The following is a 25,720-nucleotide window of genomic DNA, read 5'->3' on the forward strand; positions in this document are numbered from 1 at the left end:
CGGGGTGCTCTGACAGCTTGAACACGCTCGAATGAATCGCCATCGTCAGGTGGCGCCGATCGCAACCATGATCCGGCTGCGGATGCTTGCGAGCTGCGCCGCCGTTATTCGTGAGTCGGTGGGATTGATGCGCCGCAGCGACACGCTGGTGACGTGATGAGCCAACGCCCAGCATGTTGTCTGCGCACCGTTCTCAGCGGTCGGCTCGATGCGTTCGGCGAACGACCGGTGCGCCAGCCCCTCGTCGCGGGTCAACGGAACGACCAGCATGTTGGGATAGTCGTTGGGAAATAACTCATGGTCCTCGACGACTATGGCCGGACGCAGATTGCCGAGTTCATGCGGCGCTCCCAGCTTCGCCTCTCCTCCGTCGAGGCTCGCTGAACCGCCGGGTTCGTGCGGCAACGCGCCGCCCCGCCAATCAACGACCACGACGCTGCCGGCTCTATGCCGGCTCATGCCAGGTCGGCCTGCGGCGCACCGAGTTCATCGAGTTCACGTCGTGCTTCGGGGTGCTCGCCAAGGTGTGCCATGACCCGCTCTCCGTCTGCCCGAATCGCCTCGCGTCGGACCTGTCGTGCCGTAGCTTCGGCAATCTCCCGAACGAATGCGCTCAGACCCTTGCCTTGCTTCCGGGCTGCCTCCTCGAGCACCGCCCGGTCGTCGGCATCCAGTCGAATAGTGAGCGTCTCGGCCATACACCCCAGCGTAACACGATGACGTGACACGCACTGCCGGACGACGAACCGACCAGGCCTTGTAGCACATGTACTAGGTCGTCACCGTCTGATGGTCGGGGTCTAATCCCCGTCGCTCGCCGACTCCACCGACCTGATGCGGTGGATCGCGAAGTCCCGCATCTGCCCTGACGTCGAATCGAACGCCACCAGCTTGCCGCCCACCACCTGGGTGGGGGAGACCTCCCGCTGGGTCGCCACGCCGGCGGCGTCGATGTAGTCGATCAGGACCGTGGCGCGTTCCAGCGCGGCGCGCCGCAGCATGATCATCGCGGTCACCGGCTCCAGGCGGATGTTGTCGAACGGCGCCGACGTCACCGTGCGCAGCACCCGAACCAGCGCGGCCAGGCTGTCGTCGCCGGGTCCGGTGAGTACCCGATGCCCGCGGCGCTCCGCCGGTGTGGGCACCCGCACCCCGCGGGGCCGGATGTCGACGATCGTTCCGCTGGCATCCTCGGCGGCCGGGGCGAAACCGGCGTCGCGCAACGCCGCCAGCACATCGGAGATCGGGGCTTGGGCCACCGCCACCGTCGGGGCCAGCACCCGCAGTCCCAGCGCCTCGGCGGCCGGAACGGCGACCGCCTGGGCCAGCAGGGTCGGATCTTCGCAGCGCACGAAGGCGGCCGCCATCCCGATCCGCAGCTGCCCGTGCCGGCGTGCGACGTCGTCGATCAGATAGCTGAGCCCTTGCGGCACCGGGGTCTTCGAGTGCCTCTCGAAGAACGCGCGCAACCCCGCCCCGGTGCGGCCCATGTCCAGGGCGGCGCGGATGGTCTGTTCGGAGACCCGGTACACCATCGCCGCGCCCGCCGATTCGACATCGGCGACGCTCGCCAACTCCTCGGCGAGTTCCCGCTTCAGCGGTCCCGGGACCACCACGGTCAGATCGGCCTGCACCAGGAAGTGATCGATCGGCGCGGGCAGCGCCTTGGCCATCGCGGCCACGGCCGCTTCCTCACCGGAGTCGGTCAGCAGCGCCCGCCCCGGCGAGCTGATCGCGCCGCGGCCCAGCACGCCGAGCGCATGCGCCTCGTTGAGCAGCTCACCCACCGGACCGGGCTGCAGCCGGTTGGCCCAGCGCGGCCGGCGCCAGATCAACGCCTGCGACGCGCTCACGGCGTCGACCCCCGCGCCGTCGGGCAGCTCGGCGAGCATGCCCAGCAGCAGCCGGCGGTCCAGCGGGGCGGCGGTGGAGAACAACGGCGTGGACAGCGCCGCCCGGGGTTTGCCGTCGGGGCCGCGGCTGCCGATCAGGCCCGGCCGGGCCGGCAGATCCAGCCAGGTGGCCGCCAGCAGCTGCCAACGCTCGGCGGTGGGCCGCTCGGCGAATCGGTCGGCGAGCACCGTCGGCGCCCAGTAGGGACCGTCGGCGTCGGGCCACTCTCGCGGGTCGACGGTCCCGGGGTCGGGGAAGTCGGCCGCGATCAGCCGGGCGGTGGCCGCCAGCTCGAGCAGCAGTCCCAGTCGCGCTTCGTCGACGCCGGTGGTCTTGGCCAGTCGCTTGACCTCGCGCACGCCCAGCCCGCCGCTGCGAAGCTCCGGCACCGGCGTATCGCCCAGACTGGCCAGGATCACATCGAGCTCGCGCAGCACGTCGATCACCGCGCCGGCAGCGGCCGCGTCCACGTCGGCCGCGGTGGTGCGCGACACCACCGGGTCGGGTGGGTGCAACGCGACCGGACCCGGCTGCTCGCCGCGCAGCACCTGCCCGACCAGCCGCGGCAGGATCACCGTCTCGTCGTCGATGCGGTGCAGCAATCCCGCCGCCAGCAGCTGCGGTACCGGACGCTCCGGCGGTGCCCCGGGGGCGGCGTCGCGGGTGCGACCGACCGGTGAGCCGGTCAGCAGTTTGTCCAGCAGGTCACGCTGCGGCGCGTCGAGACCGGCGACGGCCTCGACGATCTGTTCGGCGCCCAGCGGCACCGCATCCTCCCGGGTGACCTGGCCCGGATGCCACGGCAGGCCCGCGCCGGCCTCGGCCGCGACGCGCAGCACCCCGCTCGGCTCATGCGGCGGTCCCAGCTTCGCCTCTCCTTCGTCGAGCCTCGCTGAACCGCCGGGTCCCGGGGAACCCCAACACAGCGCCCGCTCGATCAGATCGGCCAACGCCTCGGACACCGCGCCCGCCGGTGCGCGCTCACCGAACAGCGCCAGGAGTTCGGCCGCCGCCACCCCGGTGGTGTCGGCGTGCAACTCCAGCAGGGCGTCCAGGACGGCCAGCCGCAGGAAGTCCAGCTCGTCGGTGGCCGCCCGGACCGACTGGCGGGCCTGGGCCCGCGCCGCCAGGGCGGCGATACTGCCCGGAGGTGGTTGGGCGAGGTCGGGTCGCAGCTTCAACAGCCGGATCAGGCCTTCGTCGGGCAGGTCGGCCAGCCACGATCCCAGTGGCACACCCCGGGCGTGTTCGGTCATCGACGACCAGGGTAAGGCCCAACCGGTGAACGTCGGGGATCGCGACCTGTCAGAATGGTGGCGTGGCTGCAAACCTGGACAAGAAGAACCGGTACGTCGACAACGGTTGGCCCGAGACCGACGGCGAACCCGCTGTGAGTGAGCTGCGCACCGACCGGACCGGTGCCCTGTCGCCCTTCGGGGACCTGGTGTTCCCGCTCCCCGCCGACGACCTGCCCTACCTGCATCCGGTCACCGTCGTCAACCGGTAGGCGGTGACGCCGTGACCGGGCCGCTCTCACACCTCGACGAACAGGGTGCGGCCCACATGGTCGACGTCAGCGCGAAGGCGACCACCAAACGCACGGCGGTCGCCGCCGGGGTGCTGCGCACCACCGCCGAAGTGATACAGCTGATCTCGTCCGGCGGACTGCCCAAGGGCGATGCGCTGGCCACCGCGCGGGTGGCGGGCATCATGGCGGCCAAACGCACCAGCGACCTGGTCCCGCTCTGCCACCAACTGGCCCTCACCGGTGTCGACGTGGACTTCGCGATCGGCGAATCCCAGATCGACATCACCGCCGCCGTGCGTACCACCGACCGCACCGGGGTGGAGATGGAGGCGCTGACCGCGGTCAGTGTGGCCGCTCTGACCCTCTACGACATGATCAAGGCCGTCGACCGCGCCGCGGTCATCGACGACATCCGGGTGCTGAGCAAGGACGGTGGCCGTACCGGGGCCTGGGAGCGGCAGTGAGTTCTCGCAGCGCCCGCGTCATCATCGCCTCCACCCGCGCCGCGGCCGGGGAATACGCCGACCGCACCGGGCCGATCATCGCCGACTGGCTGGCGCAACGCGGCTTCGCCCCGGTGCAGCCGGAGGTCGTGCCCGACGGCGAGCCGGTCGGGGTGGCGCTGCGGGCCGCGGTGGCCGCCCGTGCCGACCTGATCATCACCTCCGGTGGAACCGGGATCTCGCCGACCGACGACACCCCGGCGCAGACGGCGGCGGTGCTGGACTACGAGGTTCCCGGCCTGGCCGACGCCATCCGCTGGTCCGGCCTGCCCAAGGTGCCGACATCGGTGCTGTCCCGCGGCGTGTGCGGCGTGGCCGGGCGGACCCTGATCGTCAACCTGCCCGGCTCGTCCGGCGGGGTGCGCGACGGGCTCGGCGTGCTGGCCGACGTCCTGGATCATGCGCTGGACCAGCTCGCCGGGGGAGATCACCCGTGACGCGCACCGGCGCGCTGGTGCTGCGGGCGGCCGTCACCGAGCAGCCCATCGTGCTGTCCGAGCACGAGGACCTGGTGGGCCACCGGGCCGCCGGCGCGATCGTGGGATTCGTGGGGATGATCCGCGATCACGACCACGGCCGCGAGGTGACCCGGCTGGAGTATTCCGCGCACCCGTCGGCGCCGCAGGTGATGGCCGACGTGCTGGCCGAGATCGCCGACCAGGCTGTCGGCGTGCGCGCGCTGGCGGCCAGCCACCGGATCGGCGTCCTGCATATCGGTGATGCCGCGCTGGTGGCCGCTGTGGCGGCCGATCACCGCCGGGAGGCGTTCGAGGCCTGCGCGCTCCTGGTCGACACCATCAAGGCGCGGCTACCGGTGTGGAAGCACCAGTTCTTCGCCGACGACACCGAGGAATGGGTCGGCTCGGCTTAGCCGGACACGAAAAAGCGGGGGCCGGTGATCCGGCCCCCGCTTTTTCGTGGCTCTGCTTTAGCGACGATCCGCCTGCGGCTAGACGACCCGGTTGGGCTGCTGCACGAACGCGGCCAGCGCGTCGTTGCCGCTGATGTTCTCCGACCGGACGGCCTGCCACAGCTGCTGGTGGAAGCCGACCGAGACCGCCTCGCGGTTCTCCGGGGCCGGGGCCGCCTCGTCGGCGGGGGCCGGAGCCTCCGGAGCCGGGGCCTCGGGAGCCTGCGGCACCCACCAGGGAGCGGGCGCGGGGGCCTCGGGGGCCGGCGGCACCTCCTCGGCGATCGGGACCGGAGCCTCAGGGGCCGGCGGCACCTCTTCCGCGATCGGCGCCGGAGCCTCCGGTGCCGGGGCCTCGGGGGCCGGAGCCTCCGGAGCCGGCGGGATCCAGCCGGCGGGAGCCACCGGTGCGGCACCCTCGGCGGGAGCCGGGGCCTCGGGGGCCGGCGGCGCCCACCACGGGGCGGGCTCGGGTGCCGGCGGCGGAGCTATCGGGTTGTCCATGGCCACGGTCTGGCCGTTGACATCCGGGTTGTCGACCGGGGCGTCAGCCGGGGGGGTCGCCGGGACCTCGCGCTGCGACGCGCCGGACAGGCCACGACCGCAGACCGGCCAGGCGCCACGGCCCTGGGTCGCCAGCACGTGCTCGGCGATCGCGATCTGCTGCTCGCGGCTGGCCAGGTGGGCCGACGGGGCGTACTTGCCGCCGCCGTGACTGCTCCAGGTGCTCGGCGAGAACTGCAGCCCGCCCTGGTAGCCGTTGCCGGTGTTGATGCCCCAGTTGTTGCCGGACTCGCACTTGGCGACGCGGTCCCACTCGTCATCGGTGGCTGCGGCGGCGTGCCCGGCGAGGGCAAGGCTGCCGCCACCGATCACGGCACCGGTGAAGGCGATTTTGGCGATGTTGACGTTCGACTGGGTGGGCTTGCGATGCCGTCCACTCATATGGTGGTGAATTCCTCTCTGTCTACGCCTGCGAGGTCAGCGTCGGGTTCGGACAGTGAGGGACTGCCCGGCCTTGCCGCACGCGGTGCGTCATCGGCTTCACCCCGAGGAGCCGGTTAACGGCTCCCGGTCCGCTCTCGGCGGACCCGGTGGGTCCCCCGCCTCCATCCATCAGGTATTTGTGGTTTTCCTCGCCCGTTGGATGGAGTTCGGCGCTACGGGTGAAGAAAGGTGAATCGACCGGAAGATTTTCGATACACCCGGAGATGTACCGTAACCGGTCTTACCCGCCGCGTCATCCTTTGCGCTCCGGGGTGTTTTCATCGCTTGTTCTTCTAAAAACACCAGGAACCGCCGGTGTTTGCGCAGGTCAGAACCCACTCCACCAAGCTGTTGTCGGTCCGTGATCAATTCGTTATGTGACGTAGATCATGTTATCCGCCGGGTTTGATTCGGCGGTCCAGCTTCGTCTCTCCTTCGTCGAGCCTCGCTAACCGCCGGCGAACGGGGGCAGTACGTCGACCGTCTCGCCCGGTCGCAACGCCGCCGAGTGGTCGCGCACAGCGACCCCGTCGCGCAGATAGGAGCATCGGGTCAGCACGCTCGCGAGCCGCTCGTTGCGGCCTGCGAGAGCCTCGGCCAGGGCGGCCACGCCTGCCCCCGACGGCACGCGGACCGTCTCGGAATCGGTGCCGGCGGCCGCCTGCGCCGCGGCGAAGTAGCGGACGGTCACCGCGACGCCGGTCTGTTGATTCATGGGTCAGCCGCCGATCGCACTCATCGGGCGGTCCGGCTGGATGAAGTCCGGATTGTTGATGCCATGTCCGGCTTTCTTCGTCCACATCGCGGCCCGCCAGGCCTGCTCGATGGTGGCGTCGTCGGCGCCGTTTCGCAGCAGCGCCCGCAGATCGGACTCCTCGGCGGAGAACAGGCAGTTGCGGATCTGACCGTCGGCGGTGAGGCGGGTCCGGTCGCAGCTTCCGCAGAATGGGCGCGATACCGAGGCGATGATCCCGAAAGTACCGAGCGGGGTGGCTGAGTCTTCTGAGCCCTCGTGCACCAGCCACAGCTCGGCCGGCGCGGAACCACGTGGCGTCGGATCGTGGCGCAGCACGAACCGGGCCTGCACCGCCTCCAAGATCTGCTCGAGGTTGAGCCCGCCGTCGCGGGTCCAGCGGTGTTCGGCATCCAGCGGCATCATCTCGATCACCCGCAACTGGTAACCGCGCTGCAGGCAGAAACGCAGCAGGTTGACGATGTCCTCGCCAGTGATCTTGGGGTCGAGCACGGCATTGACCTTGATCGGCGCCATGCCGGCCCGCGCGGCCGCGTCCAGGCCGGCAAGCACGTCGGGCAGCCGGTCTCGCCGGGTGATCTCGGCGAAGTGGGCCCGGTCGACGGTGTCCAGCGAGACGTTGATCCGGTCCAGGCCCGCCGCCACCAGGGCGCCGGCCCGGCGCGCCAGCCCCAGGCCGTTGGTGGTCAACGCGATCTCGGGCCGAGGCCGCAGGGCTGCCGCCGCGGCCACCACGTCCTCGAGGTGCCGGGCCAGCAGCGGCTCGCCGCCGGTGAATCGGATGTCGGTGATCCCCAGCCGGGTGACGCCGATGCGCATCAGCCGGATCAGCTCGTCGTCGGTCAGCAGGTGCGGGCTGGGAATCCAGTCCAGGCCCTCGGCCGGCATGCAATAGGTACAGCGCAGGTTGCACCGGTCGGTCAGGGATATGCGCAGATCGGTGTGGACCCGCCCGAACGTGTCGACCAGGGGCCCGGAGGTCGGCATCGGCGCGGTGATGGCCCGCTCCACGGCTTCATGGAAGGCATTGCGGGCGGCGTTCCGCCGGTCCGTGTCGGCAGCGTCCACCCGCGGTGGTGTGCGCAGACCCGGCTGCCTCAACGTCATGTCCGTATCCGATTCGGTGGGCGGGAGAGCGACCGGATCGATACTCGGCGTCCGGCGCAGATCTCCGTCAGCGGCGCCCCCAGCCTACCGAGGAAACCTGGGTGCTTTGCGGGTTGTCGGCCGAGTAAGATCAGCAGTCGACGCGTCCTGCGCAGGCGGGACGCTTCATTTGTGTAGACCCCGTACGTGATCAGCAAGACAAGCAGGTGAGACCAGTGCCGACCGGCAAGGTGAAGTGGTACGACGCCGCGAAGGGCTTCGGCTTCCTGTCCCAGGAGGAAGGCGAGGACGTCTACGTCCGGGCCTCGGCCCTGCCGGACGGTGTGGAGGGTCTCAAGGCGGGCCAGCGGGTCGAGTTCGGCGTCGCCGCCGGCCGCCGCGGACCGCAGGCGCTGACGCTGAAGCTGATCGACCCGCCGCCGAGCCTGTCGCGGACCCGTCGCGAGGCCGTTCCGGCCGAGCACCGGCACAGCCCCGACGAACTGCACGGCATGGTCGAGGACATGATCACCCTGCTGGAAGGCACGGTGCAGCCGGAGCTGCGCAAGGGGCGTTACCCGGACCGCAAGACCGCCCGGCAGATCTCCGAGGTGGTCAAGGCCGTGGCCCGGGAGCTCGACGCCTAGGTCGTCGCGGGCCGGCCTGTGGTGCCGGCGTTTGGTTTGACACCAACTGGTTAATCCCGGAGGCAACGGTCCGGGGTTCTCAGGAGGTGTCCGATGGCACAGCAGACGCAGGTCAGCGAGGAGCAAGCACGCGCAGTCGCCGAGGAGTCGCGCGAAAGCGGCTGGGATAAACCTTCTTTCGCCAAGGGGCTGTTCCTCGGTCGGTTTCCGTTGCCGCTCATCCACCCGTTTCCCCGGCCGTCGGATGACGACGCGGTGCGCACCGAGGAGTTTCTGGGCAGGCTGCGGGAATTTCTGGGCGGCGTCGACGGCGCGGCCATCGAACGAGACGCCCAGATTCCCGACGACTGCGTCAAAGGGCTGGCCGAGCTCGGTTGTTTCGGGCTGAAGATCCCCGCCGAGTACGGCGGTCTGGGTATGTCGCAGATCGCCTACAACCGGGCGCTGGTGATGGTGTCGAGTGTGAATCCCAGTCTCGGGGCACTGCTGAGCGCGCATCAGTCGATCGGGGTGCCTGAACCGCTCAAGCTGGCCGGCACCGACGAGCAGAAGAAGGCGTTCCTGCCGCGGTGCGCGGCCGGGGCGATCTCGGCGTTCCTGCTGACCGAGCCGGACGTGGGCTCGGATCCGGCCCGGCTGGCCTCCACCGCGACACCGATCGAGGACGGCGCCGCCTATGAGCTCGACGGGGTGAAACTGTGGACCACCAATGGTGTGGTGGCCGAGCTGCTGGTGGTGATGGCCCGGGTGCCCAAGGGCGACGGGCATAGGGGAGGCATCAGCGCCTTCGTGGTGGAAGCCGATTCGCCCGGGATCACCGTGGAACGCCGTAACCAGTTCATGGGGCTGCGCGGCATCGAGAACGGCGTGACCCGGCTGCATCGGGTTCGGGTGCCTGCCGAGAACCTGGTCGGGCGGGAGGGCGACGGCCTCAAGATCGCGCTGACCACCCTCAACGCCGGACGCTTGGCCATCCCCGCGATGGCGACCGGATCGGCGAAATGGTCGCTGAAGATCGCCCGGGAGTGGTCCCGCGAACGGGTCCAGTGGGGCAAGGCGGTCGGCGAGCATGAGGCCGTCGCCAAGAAGATCGCGTTCATCGCCGCCACCAGCTACGCCTTGGAGGCGGTTCTGGAACTGTCCGGTCAGATGGCCGACGAGGGCCGCAACGACATCCGGATCGAGGCGGCGCTGGCCAAGTTGTGGTCCAGCGAGATGGCCTGCGTTGTCGCCGACGAGCTGCTGCAGATTCGCGGTGGGCGCGGCTATGAGACCGCCGAGTCGCTTGCGGCGCGCGGAGAACGCGCGGTGCCGGTGGAACAGCTGGTGCGGGACCTGCGGATCAACCGGATCTTCGAAGGGTCCAGCGAGATCATGCGCCTGTTGATCGCGCGCGAGGCCGTCGACGCCCACCTGAGTGCCGCCGGGGAGCTGGCCAACCCCAAGGCCGATCTGCGGCAGAAGGCCAAGTCCGCCGTCGATGCCAGCGGGTTCTACGCAAAGTGGTTGCCGCAACTGGTTTTCGGGGAAGGGCAACGGCCCACCGGGTACCACGAGTTCGGCCGATTGGCGACGCATCTGCGCTTCGTCGAACGGCACTCACGCAAGCTGGCGCGAAACACCTTCTACGGCATGGCCCGGTGGCAGGCCGGCATGGAGAAGAAGCAGGGGTTCCTCGGGCGTGTCGTGGATATCGGGGCGGAGCTGTTCGCTATGGCAGCCGCGTGCGTGCGCGCAGAGGCGCAGCGAGTGGCCGGCCGGGCCCAAGGCGAGCACGCCTATCAGCTGGCCGACGCGTTCTGCGAGCAGTCCCGGCTGCGGGTCGAGGCGTTGTTCGCCGCGTTGTGGACCAACACCGACAGCACGGACGCCCAGTTGGCCCACGCGGTGCTGCAGGATCACCACACCTGGCTCGAAGAGGGCATCCTCGATCCCTCCGAGGGCACCGGACCATGGATCGCCCACTGGGAACCGGGCGCGTCGGCCGAATCCGATCTGGCCCGGCGCGTGCTGGCGGGCTCCACCGCGCACCGCGCCTGAGTCAGCGAGCAATTGGTCTGACCACTAGACCTCTGACCAATCTGGCGTTAGGGTGGGGCTCATGGCCCTGCAGCCGATCACCCGGCAGTCCATACCTGACGAGATCTTCGCCCAACTCGCCCGTCAGGTGCTCACGGGCGACCGGACGCCGGGGGAGACCCTGCCCAGCGAGCGGACCCTGTCCGAGGCGCTCGGGGTATCGCGGGCCGCCGTTCGGGAAGCGCTGAGTCGCCTGGACCGCGCGAACCTCATCCACGTCCGCCAGGGCGGATCCACCGTGGTCCGCGATTTCCGCGCCGAGGCCGGTTTCGACGTGCTGCCGCTGCTGCTCGCGCACGGCGGCGACGTGGACCGTGCCACGTTGGCCAGCGTGATCGAGGCCCGCGCCATCATCGGTCCGCAGGTGGCCGCGCTGGCGGCTGCTCGCGCCGACGATGACGCCCGTGCCCGTCTGCACACCCTGGTCGCCGAGCTGGCGGCGGAAGCCGACCCCGTGCAACGGATGTGGCGTGCCCTTGGGTTCTGGGAGCTCATCGTGGACAGCGCCGACTCGATCGCGTTCCGGCTGCTGTTCAACACCTTGCGTCACGCGTACGTCCCCGCACTCGACGTGCTCGTCAACGTGATGGCCGCCGAGGTCGACGATATCGGGCACTACCGATCGCTCGCGGAGGCCATTGGCGCCGGCGACCAGGAAGCCGCCCGCCGGACCGCCGCGGCGATGCTCGGACTGGGCAGCTCCGCCTTCACCGAACTCATCAAGGCGCTGGAGGACCAGCGATGACCCGCAAGCAGCTGACACTGCGTGAAGCATTCGCCGAGTTCGCCCACCACCCAACCCCCTGGATGCTTCTCGCCTGGGTGGGCGCCCTGCTGGCGGCACGTCTGGCGGTGGGCGGCTGGTCTGTCGTCGATGTGATCATTTCCGTTGCGCTCGTCGGGTTTTCGCCTATGGGTGAATGGTTGATCCACACCGGAATCCTGCATTGGCGACCGCGCCAACTGGCGGGCGTCAAGATCGACTCCCGGCTGGCTCGCGACCACCGCCTGCATCACCGGGACCCGCGGGACATTCCGCTGATCTTCATTCCGTGGCGCAGTCTGATCGTGATCATCGTCGGGCTGACGTCGCTGGCGCTTCTCGCACCCGGGAACACCGGAAAATGGCTGACGTTCGCGCTCACCATCGCGACGTTCCTGGTGTTCTACGAATGGATTCACTACCTCGTCCACACCGATTACAAGCCGCGCCATGCGATCTACCGCGCGGTGTGGCGAAACCACCGGTACCACCACTTCAAGAACGAGAAGTACTGGTTCACCGTGACCAGCTCCGGCACCGCGGACCGGCTGATGGGCACCTACCCGGACCCGCTCAAGGTCAAATCATCACCGACCGTGCGAAACCTGCACGCGCCGACGGCAACCGGCTGACCAGCGCGTCGCCCGTGAACGTGGCACCCTGGTACTCATGGCCAGCTACCTCGCCGGCGGCGATTTCCAGCGCGACACCAACTACATCTCCACCCGGATCACCGCCGATGGGCGCGACGGGTATCCCGTCGAACCGGGCCGGTACCGGCTGGTCGTCGCGCGGGCCTGCCCGTGGGCCAATCGCACTATCATCGTGCGGCGGCTGCTCGGGCTGGAAAAGGTTATCTCCATAGGCTTTTGCGGGCCCACCCACGATCAGCGCAGCTGGACCTTCGACCTGGACCCCGGTGGCGTCGACCCGGTACTGCAGATCCCTCGGCTGCAGGACGCGTACTTCAAGCGCATTCCGGACTATCCCAAGGGCATTACCGTTCCGGCGATGGTCGATGTGCCCACCGGCGCGGTGGTCACCAACGACTTCGCCCAGATGACCCTGGACTTCTCCACCGAGTGGACGGCCTATCACCGTGACGGGGCTCCGCAGCTGTATCCCGAACCGCTGCGCGACGAGATCGACACGGTAGCCAGGCGGATCTACACCGAAATCAACAACGGGGTGTACCGGTGCGGGTTCGCCGGCACCCAGGAGGCCTACGACGCGGCCTACGACCGGCTTTTCACCGCGCTGGACTGGGTCAGCAACCGCTTGGCTGATCAGCGATACCTGGTGGGGGACAGCATCACCGAGGCCGATGTGCGACTGTTCACCACGCTGGCCCGGTTCGACCCGGTCTATCACGGACATTTCAAATGCAACCGGCAGAAGCTGTCCGAGATGCCGGTGCTGTGGGCCTACGCTCGGGATCTGTTTCAGACGCCCGGGTTCGGCGACACCACCGACTTCGTCCAGATCAAACAGCACTACTACATCGTGCACGCGGACATCAATCCGTCGCGGATCGTTCCCGATGGGCCGGATTTGGCGAATTGGCTCCTCCCGCATGGGCGAGAAGCGCTGGGCGGCAGGCCGTTCGGGGACGGGGCCCCGCCGGGGCCGGTTCCGGCCGACGAGCGGGTGCCGGCCGGTCACGGAGCTCAGCAGCCCTAGCGGCGGCCCCAGAGCAGCCCCACCGCCCATTCGGCGTGCGGTGCCGCGAACTGCTCGCCGGTGTCGCGATCGGTGACCAAGGTGAGTAGCTGTACCACCAGACCCCGCAGCGGACCGCGCTGCGGGTCCACCGTCGGGACGGTCACCGCCAAGGTGCTGCCCGCTGGATACATCTTGTCGGTGGTGTCGGCCGGGTTGTCGTAGAGCCGCAGCAGCCGCCACGGCGCCCGGCCGATGGTGTCGTCGACCGCGAGTTGGATCGGATGGCGTGAGTCGACCGCCAGCTGGCCCCGCGACTCGGTCAGCATGCAGGCGTTGAGGTCGAGGACATCGCAGTACAGGTAGGGGCCGGCGTGGGTGAGGTGCCCGTTGGAGTAGGCGCTGATCTGGGGCGGCGTCGGCTCGTCGGTTCGGCTGAACCACCAGGTGGCGAACCCGGCGAGCGCAGCCACCGCCACCACCAGCACCGTCAGCAGCACTGCCGTCGAGCGCTTCACCTGTACGTCATCCCTGTCTGGCCGGATCGAGGCGGGCGCCGTCCTGCTCGATCAGCACCGGACGGTTGCCCCCCAGTCCGGGGATCAACGAGTCGCCGTGGAACGACAGGATGGTCTGGGCCAAGCCCGGGATCAGCAGAGCGGTGATCGCGGTGAAGCCCACCCACAGGTCGGTGTATACCAGCACCCCCAGCGCACCGCCGAGTACCCAGGCCAGTTGCAGGGTGGACTCGGTGCGGCCGAACGCCGACGCCCGCGACTCCTCGGGCAGGTCGTCCTGCAGCGCGGCGTCCAGCGAGGCCTTCGCGATCGCACTGGCGCCCGCGGTGACCAGGGTGGTGATCGCCGCCATCGCCAGGGTTCCGGCCACCGCCGCCGCCAGTCCGACGGCGGTCACCGCCATGGTGCAGCGCACCACCAGCACCGCCGGTCGACCGAGTTTCAGCCGGGCGCTGGTGAAGTTGCCGCCGAAATTCCCCACCCCGGCGGCCGCGCCGATCAGGCCGAGAATGCCCAACTGCACCCAACCGTTGGCGTCGTGTTGCTTGGCCACGAATGCCGGGTACAGGAACAGGAAACCGACCATCACCTTGATGGTGCAGTTGCCCCACAGCGCGGCGATGATGTTGCGGCCCAGCGGTTGCCGCAACGGCTGGCTCAGTGCGTCGCCGGCCCGCCGGAACTGTTCGGGCCAGCTGCGGCGCCGTTCGTCGAAGCGGTAGCTCAGGGTGGTCGGGACCTCGCCGGCGGTCACCTCCACCCACCGCGGGATCCGCATCGCCAGGGCCGCCCCGGCCACCGAGACCGCGACCACCACGAACAGCGCCCCGGGCAGCTGCAGCAACCGGGTGAAGACGTACTCGGCGCCCGCGGCCACACCGCCGCCGACGATCGTTCCGCCGAGCAGACCGAACATGGTCAGTCGGGAGTTGACCCGAACCAGATCGATCGACGGCGGCATCACCCGTGGTGTGACCGCGCTGCGCAGCACCGTGAACGACTTCGACAGCACCATCATGGCCAGCGCGCACGGATAGAGCACCCAGGAGCCGAAGGTGCCGGCGGCGCCGTCGTAATTGGCGATCAGCACCAGGGCCAGCGCGGTGCGCAGCACGAACGCCCACGCCAGCGCCGCACGCCGGCCGTGCTGGATTCGGTCCAGGGCGGGACCGATCAGCGGGGCGACCACCGCGAACGGGGCGATCGTGACCAGCAGGTACAGCGCCACCCGGCCCTTGCTCTCCCCGGCGGCCGCGGCGAAGAACAAGGTGTTGGCCAGCGCCACGGCCATGGCCGCGTCCACCGCGAAGTTGGCCACCACCGGCCAGGTCAGTGCGGTCAGCCCGGACTTGTCGGCGCCGTCGGCGGTGGCGGCCCGCTGCACCAGCCCGTACATCCGGTAGCCCATTTCGCGGCTGCGGGCCGCGGCGGCCCGGGGGACCGTGAAGCGGTCGCCGGTGCCGGGTTCGTCGGGCGGGTTCTGCCGGCGCGGGGCCTCGGACTGGTTGCGCAGCGGCGGCAGGTAGCGGTTGGCGCTGGGCATGGGCTTGCGGGGCCGTTGGTCGCCCGTGTTGTGGCTGGGGTAGTTGGCCATACCGGGGTGCGCGCCGGCGGACCCGTTGCCGCGCCCGCGGCCGGTGGCCGGGGGCTGACGGCGCCGCCGGCCCGGCTCGGGATGATCACGCCGCCGTGCAGACACACCGCGATTCTTCCCTATGTTCGTCGCCGGCCCGCGCAGGCCGTGATCGTGCCTGCATGTGGCTGAGCGGGCCGCGCTGCGGCAGTATTAGGGGCGTCATTGAACGGAAGGGACCCGCGTGACCGGACCCAGCGCAGAATCAGCCACCGCGACCGTCGCCGTACCCACGGTGCTGGCCGCGGCCGTGGAACAGGCCCGCACGGCCGTCGCCGAGTTCAGCGGCGCCGACACCGTCGGTGAGCACCTGGGGGTCGACTACGAGGATGCGTCCGCCGCCACCCACCGGTTCGGCGCCCTGCTGCCCGGCTATCGGGGCTGGCAGTGGGCCGTCGTGGTGGCCGCCGGCCCGGGCGCCGCGCACCCCACGGTCAGCGAGGTGGTGCTGGTTCCCGGCCCGACGGCGCTGCTGCCCCCGGAATGGGTGCCCTGGGACCAGCGGGTCCGGCCCGGCGACCTGGGGCCGGGGGACCTGCTGGCACCGCCCGCCGACGATCCGCGATTGGTCCCGGGCTATATCTCCAGCGGTGACCCGCAGCTCGACGAGGTGGCCGGCGAACTCGGCTTGGGCCGACGCTGGCTGATGAGCCCGGTGGGCCGCGCCGAGGCGGCGCAGCGCTGGCATGACGGCGAGTACGGTCCGGATTCGGCGATGGCGCGGTCCACCAAACGGGTCTGCCGCGACTGCGGCTTCTATCTGCCACTCTCCGGTGAGCTGGGCACGATGTTCGGGGTCTGTGGCAACGAGATGTCCGCCGACGGCCATATGGTCGACTGCGGGTACGGCTGCGGCGCCCACAGCGACACCCCGGCGCCGGCCGGCACCGGTTCCCCGGCATATGAGCCCTACGACGACGGCGTGCTGGAGATCCTGGAGAACGTTGACGTCACCGCGGTCCCCGCGGCCGAGCCTGCCGCGGCGGAACCGGCCGAAGCGGTCGCCGAGGCCCCGGCCGAGACGGTGGAGTCGGTGACCGAAGCCCAGGTCGAGACGCCCGCCGAGACAGAAGCGGTGCCGGAACCGGACGAGGCCACAACCGGCGCCGAGACCACAACCGAGGCCGAGGCCACCACCGACGCGGAGGCCGTCGTCGAGGCACCCGCCGAGATTCCGGGGGAGCCCGACGAGCCGGGCGAACCGGAGCTGCCCTAGCCGAAGTTGAACAGGTACTCGCCCGGGAGTACCACGGCCATGTTGAAGACGGTGTTGATCACCAGTCCCGGCAGGCCGAGCACATAGTTGATGATGTCCTGCGGGATGGAGACCGCCGCACTGAAGGCCATCCCGAAGTCGAGGTTGATGAGGCTGTTGACGACGTCCTGGACGTTGTTGAAGAACGTCACGGGCAGGCTGAACAGGCTGTTGAAGAATCCTTGGGCCGCAGCCAATTCCGCGTTGAACAGACCGACGAAATCGAATGCCGCGGCAGCGCCCGGGATGTCGAACACCTCGGCAGCGCCTGGGATGTCGAACACCTCGGCGGTGTCGGGCACATCGAATGCCGCGGCGAGGGCTTCGAGGTTGGGGAGGGTGTCGACAACGGCGCTGCCGGCCAGCGCCACCTCGGCCGATACCGCGGCCGCGGCGCGGGTGCTGATCTCGGGTTGCGCTGCCACCGGGGTCAGACCGGCGGCCAGCAGGACCGCGGTGGCGGCGACGAGGCTCGACGGTCGCGAGCCGGATTTCACGGTTTCCATGGCTTCCTCCTCCCAGTTGCGAGGGACCTTACTCCGCCGCCAACGAGGCGTCAGCCGTTCTCGGCGGCTGCCTTGATCCTGCTCAGCGAGGCATTCATACCGTCGACCAGCTCCTGCTCGAAGCTGGGCGTCCCGCCCATGAACTTGCCCACCAAAAACGCCGACACCGCGGTGGTTTCGCCGTTCTCGACCTGCCGGCTCTCGACGACCCGGGTGCCGTTGGCAGTCGGTTCCAGTTCATAGCTCCACACGCTGCGGTTCTCGCTGACCCGGAAAGCAAGCTTGCGCTCCGGGACGAACTCGGTGATGACCGAGCTGGTGGGCCAGAACATCCGGCCGCGCCGGTTGAAGTTGATCGTGCGGGTGCCCGGGCGCACCGCACCCAGCGGCTTCATGAACCGACACTGAGGGCTCCACTCCGGCATCCGCTTGAAGTCGGAGATCAGGCTCCAGACCTTGTCCACCGGTGCGTTGATGTCGATCTCTGCCTTCAACAGCGGGGCTGCCATCGCATTCCTCCTCTTATCGCCTCTGCAAACTCTATTCGAGTTCCACTCCGGTTTGGGCACCGCGGGCGCCGCGCCGCGCCCCGCTGCGCTGCACCAGGAAGATCGTGGTGCCCAGCACGCCGACGCCCAGTCCCGCCAGGCTCACCGGACGCCACGACTCAAGGGCGGGCACCGCGAACGCGGCGACGGTTGCACAGCCGAAGCCGGCGATCCCGGCACCGATCACGGGCCAGACCCGTACCAGGGCGGTCGGCAGCGGCGGGGGTTCGGGCGTCTGAGGGATCATCGCCGTTGACGTTAGCGCCTCGCCGGGCTCGTGCGGCAGTCCCAGCTTCCCCTCTCCTCCGTCGAGCCTCGCTGAACCGCCGGTAAGGTTCCCGCAATGGCCAGGGTCCTCGACGTCGTCGACATCGACGACCCGCGCGATTCCCGCTTGGATGACTTCCGCGACCTGAACAGCATCGATCGCCGCCCGGACCTGCCCACCGGCAAGGGTCTGGTGATCGCCGAAGGGGTGCTGGTGGTGCAGCGGATGCTGGCCTCCCGCTTCACGCCGCGGGCGCTGTTGGGCACCGACCGCCGGCTGACGGAGTTGACGCCCGACCTGGCCGCGCATGACGCGCCGGACGTTCCCTACTACCGGGTGTCCGCCGAGGTGATGGCCGAGGTGGTGGGGTTTCACCTCAACCGCGGCGTGCTGGCCGCGGCGTCACGGGTGCCGGAGCCGGCGGTGGCCGAGGTGGTCGCCGGCGCCCGGACGATCGCGGTGCTCGAGGGCGTCAACGATCACGAGAACCTCGGCTCGATCTTCCGTAACGGCGCCGGGCTGGGCGTGGACGCGGTGGTTTTCGGCAGCGGCTGCGCCGACCCGCTCTACCGGCGTGCGGTGCGGGTCTCGATGGGCCATGCCCTGCTGGTGCCGTTCGCCCGTTCGGCGGACTGGCCCGGGGACCTGGTGATGCTGCGCGAGCGCGGATTTCGGCTGCTGGCTATGACGCCGGACCCGCAGGCCCAGATGTTGTCGAGCGCCCTGGCGTCGGTACGCGACGAGCCGGTGGCGGTGCTGGTCGGCGCGGAGGGGCCGGGCTTGTCGGAGACCGCGATGCGCGCCAGTGACATGCGAGTCCGCATCCCGATGTCGCGGGGCACCGACTCGCTCAACGTAGCGACCGCCGCCGCGCTGGCGTTCTACGAGCGCATTAGGCTGCCGGAATGACACCCACCCAAAGCACGCCGTGGGCAACGGGTTTGACGGTCGCGGGGTTTGTCGCGGGAGTGACCGGGACCGCCATCACGGTGCTGACCCTGGGGCTGATGCGGGTCCACCCCGCGGTGGCGGTCGTGCTCAACCTGATCGCGGTGGGCGGGCTGGCGCCCACGGCGTGGGGCTGGCGGCACACGCAGGTACTGCGGTGGTTGGCGTTGGGCGCCGGAATCGGCGTGGTGGGGGCGTGGCTGGTGCTGCTGGCGCTGGCCGCTCAGCGCTGACCGGTCGAACGCACCCCGAGCAGGACGTCCTCCCACCCCGGAACCGGCGGCTTGCTGCGGCGGGCGCGGGTCCCCGAACGCTGCTGGACCGGCTCCTCCTCGACTGCGGGCGGGGCGGCCGGCTCCTCGAAGTCCAGTTCGGCGACCGCGGCGACCGGCCGGAGCGGGCGGTCGAAGTTCGGGTCGATCAACTCCATGGCCGCGTCGTCGACGGCGGTCACCGTCCCGCCGTGCGCGCCGGGTGCGAACCGGAAGTGGGCGACGTTGTCGGAGCGCCCGGCCTTCCAGGCCAGCTGCACCGTCCAGCGCCCGTCGTCGTTGCGCCAGGCGTCCCAGCTGCTGTTGTCGGCGCCGAGCCCCCGAGCAACCAGGGCGGAGGTGACAACCTCCAGCAGCGTCGGTACCGCCGGGCCGTCGGAGAGCACCGGGTGGGCGGCGGTCGCCAGTTCCGCGGCCCGGGACCGCTCCAGCAGCACCGGGTGGGCGAAGCGTTCCACCCGGGAGACGTCCACACCGGCCGCGGCGGCCACCTGTTCGACCGATGCGCCGGCGCGGATTCGCGCCTGGATGTCCTTGGGTCGCAGCATGCTGCTGCCCATGTCGGCCGGGGCCTGGCCGACTCGGTGGCCTTCGCCGCGTACCGCGCCACGCAGCCGGTCGTCGATGCGCAGCCGGAACATGTCGGTGCTTTCGTCCTCGTCACCGGCGCTTTCGCAGATGATGTGCTTGCCGTCGACGTCGAGGCCTATGGCTCTGAATTCCCGCATGACTTCTCCTTGCGAAGGCCCGGTTAGGTGCGGACTCTAGTCCAGTCGGGAGCCCGGCCCGCGGTGACACGCGGGCGTTATAACGATCCGATTACGGCGGTTCAGCGAGGCTCGACGGAGGAGAGGCGAAGCTGGGACCGCCGCATGGGCACGGCGGTTCAGCGAGGCTCGACGGAGGAGAGGTGAAGCTGGGACCGCCGCATGGGCACGGCGGTTCAGAGCCGCTCGACGACCCAGTCCACGCACTGTGTCAGCGCGCTCACGTCGTCGGGCTCCACCGCCGGGAACATCGCGACCCGCAGCTGGTTGCGGCCCAGCTTGCGGTAGGGCTCGGTGTCGACGATGCCGTTGGCCCGAAGCACCTTGGCCACCGCCGCCGCGTCCACCTCGTCGGTGAAGTCGATGGTGCCCACCACCTGCGACCGCAGCGCCGGGTCGGCGACGAACGGCGTGGTGAACGGCCGGGACTCGGCCCAGGAGTACAGCCGCTGCGCCGAATCCGCGGTGCGCTTGACCGCCCAGTCCAGCCCGCCGTTGCCCAGCAACCAGTCCAGCTGCTCGGCCAGCAGCGCCAGGGTGGCGATCGCCGGCGTGTTGTAGGTCTGGTTCTTGGAGCTGTTGTCCACCGCGATCGGCAGCGACAGGAACTCCGGCACCCAGCGGCCGGAGGCGGCGATCGCCTCGATGCGGGCGAGCGCGGCCGGGCTCATGATGGCCAGCCACAGTCCGCCGTCGGAGGCGAAGTTCTTCTGCGGCGCGAAGTAGTAGGCGTCGGTCTCGGTGATGTCGACCGGCAGACCGCCGGCTCCGGACGTCGCATCGATCACGACCAGCGCGTCACCGGCGCCGCTGGGCCGGCGCACCGGCACCGCCACCCCGGTCGAGGTCTCGTTGTGTGCCCAGGCGATCACGTCGACGGACGGGTCGGACTGCGGCTCGGGGGCACTGCCCGCATCGGCCTTGATGATGATCGGGTCGCCCACGAACGGGTTCTTGGCCACCGCCGAGGCGAACTTGGCGCTGAACTCGCCGTAGGTCAGGTGCAGGGAGCGCTTGTCGACCAACCCGAACGCCGCCGCGTCCCAGAACGCCGTGGACCCGCCGTTGCCCAGCACCACCTCGTAGCCGTCGGGTGCGGAGAACAGCTCCCGCAACCCGCTGCGGACACGGCCGACCAGGTCTTTGACCGGCGCTTGCCGGTGCGACGTGCCGAACAGCGGCGCTGCCGTGGTGACCAGCGCGTTCAACTGCTCCGGACGCACCTTGGAGGGCCCGCAGCCGAACCGGCCGTCGGCGGGCTTGATGGTGTCCGGGATTGTGAGCTGCTCAGCCATGGTGCCTAGCGTAGACAGCGGCCCCAGCTGCCTCGCAGGGCAGGTTTATTGTGATGTGCGTCACCCGAATGACTCGACACCTGTCACGCCCACAGTGTGGGATCCGAGCCTGGACGGGTAGCCGATACCTGCGGTACCGTTATACATAACGCTGGTAAATGTAAACGTCTGGTGGAGGTGTCCCCAAATGGCTCAGAAAACAGCCCGAACCCGCATCGTGCGTCGGTGGCGAGCCAACATGGAAGTGGCCGACGACACCAAGTACGTCGACATGCTCAACACCCTGTCGGAAGGCTCGGTGCGACGGAATTTCAACCCGTACACCGACATCGACTGGGACAGCCCCGAGTTCAAGGTCACCGACAACGACCCGCGCTGGATTCTGCCGGGCACCGACCCGATCGGGCGGCACTGGTGGTACCAGTCCCAGCCCGAAGACGTCCAGATCAAGATCGGCATGTGGCGCCAGGCCAACGTCGCCAAGGTCGGGCTGCACTTCGAGTCCATCCTGATCCGTGGCCTGATGGAGTACGCGTTCTGGGTGCCCAACGGCTCCCCGGAGTACCGCTACTGCCTGCACGAGGCGGTCGAAGAGTGCAACCACACCATGATGTTCCAGGAGATGGTGAACCACATCGGTGCCGATGTGCCCGGTATGCCGCGGTTGCTCAAGTGGGTGCAGCCGTTCATCCCGCTGGTCGCCGGCCCGCTGCCGATCCCGTTCTGGTTCGGCATCCTCGCCGGTGAGGAGCCCATCGACCACATCCAGAAGAGCATCCTGCGGGAGGGCAAGACCCTGCACCCGATCATGGAGCGGGTGATGGCCATCCACGTGGCCGAGGAGGCGCGGCACATCTCGTTCGCGCATGAGTACCTGCACAAGCGCATCCCGGACCTGGCGCGCCGCAAGCGGTTCTGGCTGTCGATCTACGTGCCGATCGTGATGCGGATCCTGTGCTCGGCGATCGTGGTGCCGCCCAAGGCGTTCTGGCGCGAGTTCGACATTCCGCGTGAGGTGCGCAAGGAGATCTTCTTCGGCTCGCTGGAAGCCCGGCAGATGCTGCAGGACATGTTCGGCGACGTCCGGATGCTGTGCCACGACACCGGCCTGATGAACCCGGTCGCCAAGCTGGTGTGGCGGATCTGCCGGATCCACGGCGCCCCGTCCCGGTTCCGCAGCCAGCCGCAGCGCGCGCACCTGGCGCCGGTCGCGGCTGCCTGACCCACCGCCAGATGCCGCACGTTATCACCCAGGCGTGTTGTAACGACGCGTCCTGTGTCTTCGCCTGTCCGGTCAACTGCATCCACCCGACGCCGGATGAGCCCGACTTCGCCACGTCGGAGATGCTCTATATCGACCCGGATGCCTGTGTGGACTGCGGCGCCTGCGTGCGGGCCTGCCCGGTGGGCGCGATCGTTCCGCACACCAAGGTTGCGGCCGAACAGCTGCCTTTCGTGGAGATCAACCGGTCCTACTACCCGGAGCGGCCGGAGGGGGTGAAGCTGCCGCCGACGTCCAAGCTGGCCCCCGTGCTGCCGGCCGCCGAGGTGCACAAGCGCGGCAAGCACCCGCTGACGGTGGCGATCGTCGGCTCCGGCCCGGCGGCCATGTACGCCGCCGACGAGCTGCTGACGCAGCCGGGTGTGCTGGTCAATATGTTCGAAAAATTGCCCACCCCTTATGGTTTGGTACGTGCCGGCGTCGCGCCGGACCATCAGCGCACCAAGCTGGCCACCCGGCTGTTCGATGAGGTCGCGGCGCGCAGGGGCTTCCAGTTCTTCCTCAACGTCGAGGTGGGCAAGCATCTGCGCCACACCGACCTGCTGGAGCTGCACCACGCGGTGCTCTACGCCTCCGGTGCGCTGCACGATCGGCGACTGGAGATCGACGGCATGGGACTGCCCGGAACGGGCACCGCGACCGAGATCGTCGGCTGGTACAACGGCCACCCCGAATTCACCGACCTGCCAGTCGATCTCAGCCATGAGCGTGTGGTGATCGTCGGCAACGGCAACGTGGCCCTGGACGTGGCGCGCATCCTCACCTCAGATCCGGACAAACTGGCCCGCACCGACATCGCCGACAACGCACTGGCGGCGCTGCGGGACTCGGCGGTCCAGGAGGTGGTGATCGTTGCCCGGCGCGGACCGGTCGCCTCTGCGTTCACCCTGCCGGAACTGGTGGGCCTGACCCAGACTTCCGAGGTGGTGCTCGACGCCGAGGATCACGCCCGGGTCCGCAATGACCTGGCGACCGCGGAGGACAATCTCACCCGGCAGAAACTGGAGGTCCTGGCCAAGCTGGGCGATGCGGCGGCGCCGATCACCCGCCCCCGGATCCGGTTCGCCTACGAACTGACCCCGGTGCGGGTCCTCGGTGAAAAGCGGGCCACCGCGGTCGAGTTCAGCGTGACCGGGACCGATCAGCAGCGCCGGATCGACGCCGGTCTGGTGCTGACCTCGATCGGCTACCACGGCACCCCGGTCGCCGACCTGCCGTTCGACGAGGCCGCCGGCGTGGTGCCGAATGACGAAGGCCGCGTCATCGACCCGGCGACCGGACAGCGAGTGCCGGGAGCGTACGTGTCGGGCTGGATCAAGCGCGGCACCAACGGCTTCATCGGCACCAACAAATCCGACTCGCTCAAGACGATCCAGACCCTGGCCGCGGACTACAACGCCGGCCTGCTGAGCGAACCGGTCGGCGGGCCTCGCGCGGTGGCGCGGATGGTGCACGCCCATCAGCCCGATGTCATCGACGCGGCCGGCTGGAAGGCCATCGACAAGGCCGAGATCGCTCGCGGCGAAGCGCAGGACCGGCCGCGGGTGAAGTTCACCCGGGTTGCGGACATGCTCGACGAGGTGAAGGACCACTCCGACGTGCCGCTGCTGCAGAACCTGCTCAGCGCACTGCGAGGTCGTTAACCGCGCAGACCTGAGGTATGGCTCGTCGAACGTGTACTCAGCGCGAAAAATCGGAAAAGTCGGTCTGACAACACGTTCGGCGCACGGCGGCGCAGGGCGGATCAGCCCTTGGTGAGCCGCTCCCAGCCCGCCACGGCCTCCGCGCTGCGCGGCCCCGGGCCGACATAGATCGCCGACGGACGCACCAGCTTGCCCAGCCGCTTCTGCTCCATGATGTGGGCACACCAGCCCGCGGTGCGTCCGCAGGTGAACATCGCCGGCATCATCGCCGGGGGCACCTCGGCGAAGTCCAGGATCACCGCCGCCCAGAACTCCACATTGGTCTCGATGGCCCGGTCCGGGCGACGCTCACGAAGCTCGGCCAGCGCCGCCTGCTCCAGCTCCGCGGCCACCTCGTAACGGGGCGCGGCCAGCCGCTTGGCGGTGGCCCGCAGCACCCGGGCGCGCGGGTCCTCGGCGCGGTACACCCGGTGCCCGAAGCCCATCAGCTTCTCGCCGCGGTCCAAGATGCCCTTGACCACGGCGCGGGCGTCGCCGGAGCGTTCGGCCTCCGCGACCATCGGGATCACCCGGGCCGGGGCGCCGCCGTGCAGCGGGCCGCTCATCGCACCGATCGCGCCGGACAGCGCCGCGCCGACGTCGGCGCCGGTGGAGGCGATCACCCGGGCGGTGAAGGTCGAGGCGTTCATCCCGTGCTCGGCCGCCGACACCCAGTAGGCGTCGATCGCCTCGACGTGGCGCGGGTCGGGCTCACCGCGCCAGCGGGTCATGAACCGCTCGGTGATGGTGGCGCAGTTGTCGATCGTCTGCTGGGACACCGCGGCCGCCTGACCGCGAGCCGACTGGGCGACGTAGGACAGCACCATCACCGACGCGCGGGCCAGCTGGTCGCGCGCCGTGGCGTCGTCGGTGTCCAGTAGCGGCGCAAAGCCCCACTGCGGGGCCAGCATCGCCACCGCGGCCTGGGCGTCGACGCGGACATCGCCGGTGCGCACCGACAGCTCCAGCGGCTCGGCGGGCGCCAGCGGACGGTTGAAGTCGCCGTCGACCAGCAGCGCCCACACGTCGCCGAAGGTGACCTTGCCGGCCAGATCCTCGATGTCGACGCCGCGGTAGCGCAGCGAGCCGCCGTCCTTGTCCGGTTCGGCGATTTCGGTGGTGAAGGCCACCGTGCCCTCCAGGCCGGCGACGAAGTTCTCCGGGACCGCAGCAGTCATGCAGGCGATTCTTCCACCTGGGCTCCCGGCGGTTGCTACCGGCCGGTAACACCGGCTGGAGTGCGCCGGGGCGTAGCGTTGGGCGGTGCACAGGACGGGCCCAGACAACGAGCACCTGGCGGCGATGCGAGTGGAATATCGGGAGAAGGACAACAGCGGCGACCTCGACGCGGACTGGCTCGAGGCCGGCTGGGAGGTTTTGCTGCGCAACTGGATCGGAGACGCCGAACGCGCCGGGATCTCCGAGCCCAACGCCATGGTGCTGGCGACGGTGCAGGCCGGCCGACCGGTCAGCCGCTCGGTACTGTGCAAGAACCTCGACGAGGACGGCGTCACCTTCTTCACCGACTCCGACTCCGCCAAGGCCGCCGAGCTGGCCGCGACGCCGTACGCGTCGGCGACGTTCCCCTGGTACCAGCTGGGCCGACAGGTCCACATCCGCGGACCGGTCACCATGCTCGACGAGTCGATCAGCGCTGAGTACTGGCTGCACCGTCCGCGGGCGTCCCAGTTGGGTTTCTGCGCCTCGCAGCAGTCCGAGCCGATCGCGTCGCGGGCCGCGCTGCTGGAGCAGCTGGACGCGGTGACCGCCCGGTACGACGGCGCCGAGTCGATCCCGGCGCCGTCGAACTGGCGCGGTTATCGGATCGCTCCCGAGGTGGTGGAGTTCTGGCAGGGTCGGGAAGGCCGGTTGCACAACCGGATTCGAGTGACCGGCGGGCGGGTGGAGCGGCTGCAGCCGTGAGCTCGGTGCTGCAC

29 protein-coding genes and 1 riboswitch are annotated in these 25,720 nt (G+C 69.6%); of the genes, 15 read left to right on the forward strand and 14 right to left on the reverse strand.

Annotated elements, in window-relative coordinates; all coding sequences use genetic code 11:
• Nucleotides 1-45: 45 nt before the first annotated feature.
• From AWC16_RS12075 to AWC16_RS12085, 3 genes are all read right to left on the reverse strand, one after another.
• Complete coding sequence (locus AWC16_RS12075; RefSeq protein WP_085264994.1) at nucleotides 46-459, reverse strand: type II toxin-antitoxin system PemK/MazF family toxin; 414 nt, start codon at nucleotides 457-459, stop codon at nucleotides 46-48.
• Nucleotides 456-698: a type II toxin -antitoxin system TacA 1-like antitoxin gene (locus AWC16_RS12080; RefSeq protein WP_085264995.1), complete on the reverse strand. Its 243-nt coding sequence runs from the start codon at nucleotides 696-698 to the stop codon at nucleotides 456-458. Before AWC16_RS12080 ends, AWC16_RS12075 begins: the two co-directional genes overlap by 4 nt.
• 102 nt (nucleotides 699-800) lie before the next feature.
• On the reverse strand, nucleotides 801-3,149 hold the full coding sequence (locus tag AWC16_RS12085) for a helicase-associated domain-containing protein (protein WP_085264996.1): 2,349 nt from the start codon (nucleotides 3,147-3,149) through the stop codon (nucleotides 801-803).
• Nucleotides 3,150-3,211: 62 nt separating this feature from the next.
• On the opposite strand from AWC16_RS12085, the gene AWC16_RS12090 reads away from it, so the two are divergent.
• From AWC16_RS12090 to AWC16_RS12105, 4 genes are read left to right on the forward strand one after another with little or no spacing between them, the layout of a single operon-like run.
• Nucleotides 3,212-3,400 (forward strand): hypothetical protein, encoded by a 189-nt coding sequence (locus tag AWC16_RS12090; protein ID WP_085264997.1) that lies wholly within the window; start codon nucleotides 3,212-3,214, stop codon nucleotides 3,398-3,400.
• Nucleotides 3,401-3,411: 11 nt separating this feature from the next.
• Complete coding sequence (gene moaC, locus AWC16_RS12095) at nucleotides 3,412-3,885, forward strand: cyclic pyranopterin monophosphate synthase MoaC (RefSeq protein ID WP_085264998.1); 474 nt, start codon at nucleotides 3,412-3,414, stop codon at nucleotides 3,883-3,885.
• On the forward strand, nucleotides 3,882-4,361 hold the full coding sequence (locus AWC16_RS12100) for a MogA/MoaB family molybdenum cofactor biosynthesis protein (protein WP_085264999.1): 480 nt from the start codon (nucleotides 3,882-3,884) through the stop codon (nucleotides 4,359-4,361). Before moaC ends, AWC16_RS12100 begins: the two co-directional genes overlap by 4 nt.
• Nucleotides 4,362-4,375: 14 nt before the next feature.
• Nucleotides 4,376-4,795 (forward strand): molybdenum cofactor biosynthesis protein MoaE, encoded by a 420-nt coding sequence (locus AWC16_RS12105; protein ID WP_109561383.1) that lies wholly within the window; start codon nucleotides 4,376-4,378, stop codon nucleotides 4,793-4,795.
• Between the two features lie 78 nt (nucleotides 4,796-4,873).
• Here the strand turns inward: AWC16_RS12105 and AWC16_RS12110 are convergent, their stop codons facing one another.
• From AWC16_RS12110 to moaA, 3 genes are all read right to left on the reverse strand, one after another.
• On the reverse strand, nucleotides 4,874-5,779 hold the full coding sequence (locus tag AWC16_RS12110) for a transglycosylase family protein (protein WP_085265000.1): 906 nt from the start codon (nucleotides 5,777-5,779) through the stop codon (nucleotides 4,874-4,876).
• 9 nt (nucleotides 5,780-5,788) lie between these two features.
• A riboswitch (cyclic di-AMP (ydaO/yuaA leader) is annotated at nucleotides 5,789-5,967 on the reverse strand.
• A 302-nt stretch (nucleotides 5,968-6,269) separates the two neighbouring features.
• Nucleotides 6,270-6,536 (reverse strand): MoaD/ThiS family protein, encoded by a 267-nt coding sequence (locus AWC16_RS12115; protein WP_085265001.1) that lies wholly within the window; start codon nucleotides 6,534-6,536, stop codon nucleotides 6,270-6,272.
• 3 nt (nucleotides 6,537-6,539) lie between these two features.
• On the reverse strand, nucleotides 6,540-7,562 hold the full coding sequence (moaA, locus tag AWC16_RS12120) for a GTP 3',8-cyclase MoaA (protein ID WP_234812240.1): 1,023 nt from the start codon (nucleotides 7,560-7,562) through the stop codon (nucleotides 6,540-6,542).
• Nucleotides 7,563-7,897: 335 nt separating this feature from the next.
• On the opposite strand from moaA, the gene AWC16_RS12125 reads away from it, so the two are divergent.
• The 5 genes from AWC16_RS12125 to AWC16_RS12145 all read left to right on the forward strand — a co-directional run bounded on the left by AWC16_RS12125 (nucleotide 7,898) and on the right by AWC16_RS12145 (nucleotide 12,830).
• Nucleotides 7,898-8,308: a cold-shock protein gene (locus AWC16_RS12125; protein ID WP_085265003.1), complete on the forward strand. Its 411-nt coding sequence runs from the start codon at nucleotides 7,898-7,900 to the stop codon at nucleotides 8,306-8,308.
• A 93-nt stretch (nucleotides 8,309-8,401) separates the two neighbouring features.
• The gene (locus AWC16_RS12130; RefSeq protein ID WP_085265004.1) at nucleotides 8,402-10,348 is read left to right on the forward strand and encodes an acyl-CoA dehydrogenase family protein; all 1,947 of its coding nucleotides are present in this window, start codon (nucleotides 8,402-8,404) and stop codon (nucleotides 10,346-10,348) included.
• A 61-nt stretch (nucleotides 10,349-10,409) separates the two neighbouring features.
• Nucleotides 10,410-11,132, forward strand: coding sequence for a FadR/GntR family transcriptional regulator (locus AWC16_RS12135; RefSeq protein WP_085265005.1), 723 nt, complete (start codon nucleotides 10,410-10,412; stop codon nucleotides 11,130-11,132).
• Nucleotides 11,129-11,782, forward strand: coding sequence for a sterol desaturase family protein (locus AWC16_RS12140; RefSeq protein WP_085265006.1), 654 nt, complete (start codon nucleotides 11,129-11,131; stop codon nucleotides 11,780-11,782). The genes AWC16_RS12135 and AWC16_RS12140 overlap by 4 nt, the downstream gene beginning before the upstream one ends.
• A gap of 37 nt (nucleotides 11,783-11,819) precedes the next feature.
• A complete protein-coding gene (locus AWC16_RS12145; protein WP_085265007.1) occupies nucleotides 11,820-12,830 on the forward strand; it encodes a glutathione S-transferase family protein in 1,011 nt (336 codons plus the stop codon).
• Here AWC16_RS12145 and AWC16_RS12150 read toward each other — a convergent pair.
• Together AWC16_RS12150 and AWC16_RS12155 are read right to left on the reverse strand one after the other, a co-directional pair.
• Nucleotides 12,827-13,327, reverse strand: a complete 501-nt coding sequence (locus AWC16_RS12150; protein ID WP_085265008.1) for a DUF2771 domain-containing protein — start codon at nucleotides 13,325-13,327, stop codon at nucleotides 12,827-12,829. The genes AWC16_RS12145 and AWC16_RS12150 overlap by 4 nt on opposite strands.
• A 7-nt stretch (nucleotides 13,328-13,334) precedes the next feature.
• Nucleotides 13,335-14,921 (reverse strand): MFS transporter, encoded by a 1,587-nt coding sequence (locus AWC16_RS12155; protein ID WP_109561379.1) that lies wholly within the window; start codon nucleotides 14,919-14,921, stop codon nucleotides 13,335-13,337.
• A gap of 223 nt (nucleotides 14,922-15,144) precedes the next feature.
• Here AWC16_RS12155 and AWC16_RS12160 point away from each other — a divergent pair, with 223 nt between their 5' ends.
• Nucleotides 15,145-16,176 carry a DUF3027 domain-containing protein gene (locus tag AWC16_RS12160; protein ID WP_109561380.1) on the forward strand — a complete coding sequence of 344 codons (1,032 nt, stop codon included), beginning with the start codon at nucleotides 15,145-15,147 and terminating at the stop codon, nucleotides 16,174-16,176.
• Here the strand turns inward: AWC16_RS12160 and AWC16_RS12165 are convergent.
• The 3 genes from AWC16_RS12165 to AWC16_RS12175 are packed head-to-tail and all read right to left on the reverse strand — an operon-like array spanning nucleotide 16,173 to nucleotide 17,516.
• Entirely contained in the window at nucleotides 16,173-16,721 is a 549-nt protein-coding gene (locus tag AWC16_RS12165) for a hypothetical protein (RefSeq protein WP_085265010.1), read from the reverse strand. The two genes, AWC16_RS12160 and AWC16_RS12165, sit on opposite strands and share 4 nt — an antisense overlap.
• 50 nt (nucleotides 16,722-16,771) lie before the next feature.
• Nucleotides 16,772-17,230 (reverse strand): SRPBCC family protein, encoded by a 459-nt coding sequence (locus tag AWC16_RS12170; RefSeq protein WP_085265011.1) that lies wholly within the window; start codon nucleotides 17,228-17,230, stop codon nucleotides 16,772-16,774.
• A 31-nt stretch (nucleotides 17,231-17,261) separates the two neighbouring features.
• Nucleotides 17,262-17,516, reverse strand: coding sequence for a DUF2530 domain-containing protein (locus AWC16_RS12175; protein ID WP_085265012.1), 255 nt, complete (start codon nucleotides 17,514-17,516; stop codon nucleotides 17,262-17,264).
• 96 nt (nucleotides 17,517-17,612) lie between these two features.
• Between AWC16_RS12175 and AWC16_RS12180 the strand changes: the two genes are divergently transcribed.
• Together AWC16_RS12180 and AWC16_RS12185 are read left to right on the forward strand one after the other, a co-directional pair.
• Entirely contained in the window at nucleotides 17,613-18,446 is an 834-nt protein-coding gene (locus AWC16_RS12180; protein ID WP_085265013.1) for a TrmH family RNA methyltransferase, read from the forward strand.
• On the forward strand, nucleotides 18,443-18,718 hold the full coding sequence (locus tag AWC16_RS12185; RefSeq protein WP_085265014.1) for a DUF2537 domain-containing protein: 276 nt from the start codon (nucleotides 18,443-18,445) through the stop codon (nucleotides 18,716-18,718). The genes AWC16_RS12180 and AWC16_RS12185 overlap by 4 nt, the downstream gene beginning before the upstream one ends.
• Here AWC16_RS12185 and sepH read toward each other — a convergent pair.
• Together sepH and serC are read right to left on the reverse strand one after the other, a co-directional pair.
• Entirely contained in the window at nucleotides 18,709-19,485 is a 777-nt protein-coding gene (sepH, locus tag AWC16_RS12190; protein WP_085265015.1) for a septation protein SepH, read from the reverse strand. The genes AWC16_RS12185 and sepH overlap by 10 nt on opposite strands.
• A 215-nt stretch (nucleotides 19,486-19,700) precedes the next feature.
• Entirely contained in the window at nucleotides 19,701-20,819 is a 1,119-nt protein-coding gene (serC, locus tag AWC16_RS12195; protein ID WP_085265016.1) for a phosphoserine transaminase, read from the reverse strand.
• A 187-nt stretch (nucleotides 20,820-21,006) separates the two neighbouring features.
• On the opposite strand from serC, the gene AWC16_RS12200 reads away from it, so the two are divergent.
• Both AWC16_RS12200 and AWC16_RS12205 read left to right on the forward strand, forming a co-directional pair.
• On the forward strand, nucleotides 21,007-22,041 hold the full coding sequence (locus tag AWC16_RS12200; RefSeq protein WP_085265017.1) for an AurF N-oxygenase family protein: 1,035 nt from the start codon (nucleotides 21,007-21,009) through the stop codon (nucleotides 22,039-22,041).
• A gap of 11 nt (nucleotides 22,042-22,052) precedes the next feature.
• Nucleotides 22,053-23,744 (forward strand): FAD-dependent oxidoreductase, encoded by a 1,692-nt coding sequence (locus tag AWC16_RS12205; protein ID WP_085265048.1) that lies wholly within the window; start codon nucleotides 22,053-22,055, stop codon nucleotides 23,742-23,744.
• A gap of 101 nt (nucleotides 23,745-23,845) precedes the next feature.
• Here AWC16_RS12205 and AWC16_RS12210 read toward each other — a convergent pair whose 3' ends face one another.
• Nucleotides 23,846-24,961, reverse strand: coding sequence for a citrate synthase 2 (locus AWC16_RS12210; protein WP_085265018.1), 1,116 nt, complete (start codon nucleotides 24,959-24,961; stop codon nucleotides 23,846-23,848).
• An 85-nt stretch (nucleotides 24,962-25,046) separates the two neighbouring features.
• On the opposite strand from AWC16_RS12210, the gene pdxH reads away from it, so the two are divergent.
• The gene (pdxH, locus tag AWC16_RS12215) at nucleotides 25,047-25,706 is read left to right on the forward strand and encodes a pyridoxamine 5'-phosphate oxidase (RefSeq protein ID WP_264017236.1); all 660 of its coding nucleotides are present in this window, start codon (nucleotides 25,047-25,049) and stop codon (nucleotides 25,704-25,706) included.
• Nucleotides 25,707-25,720 lie beyond the last annotated feature (14 nt).

The sequence above is a fragment of the Mycolicibacter longobardus genome, from assembly GCF_002102265.1.
Classification (GTDB): Bacteria; Actinomycetota; Actinomycetes; order Mycobacteriales; family Mycobacteriaceae; genus Mycobacterium; species Mycobacterium longobardum.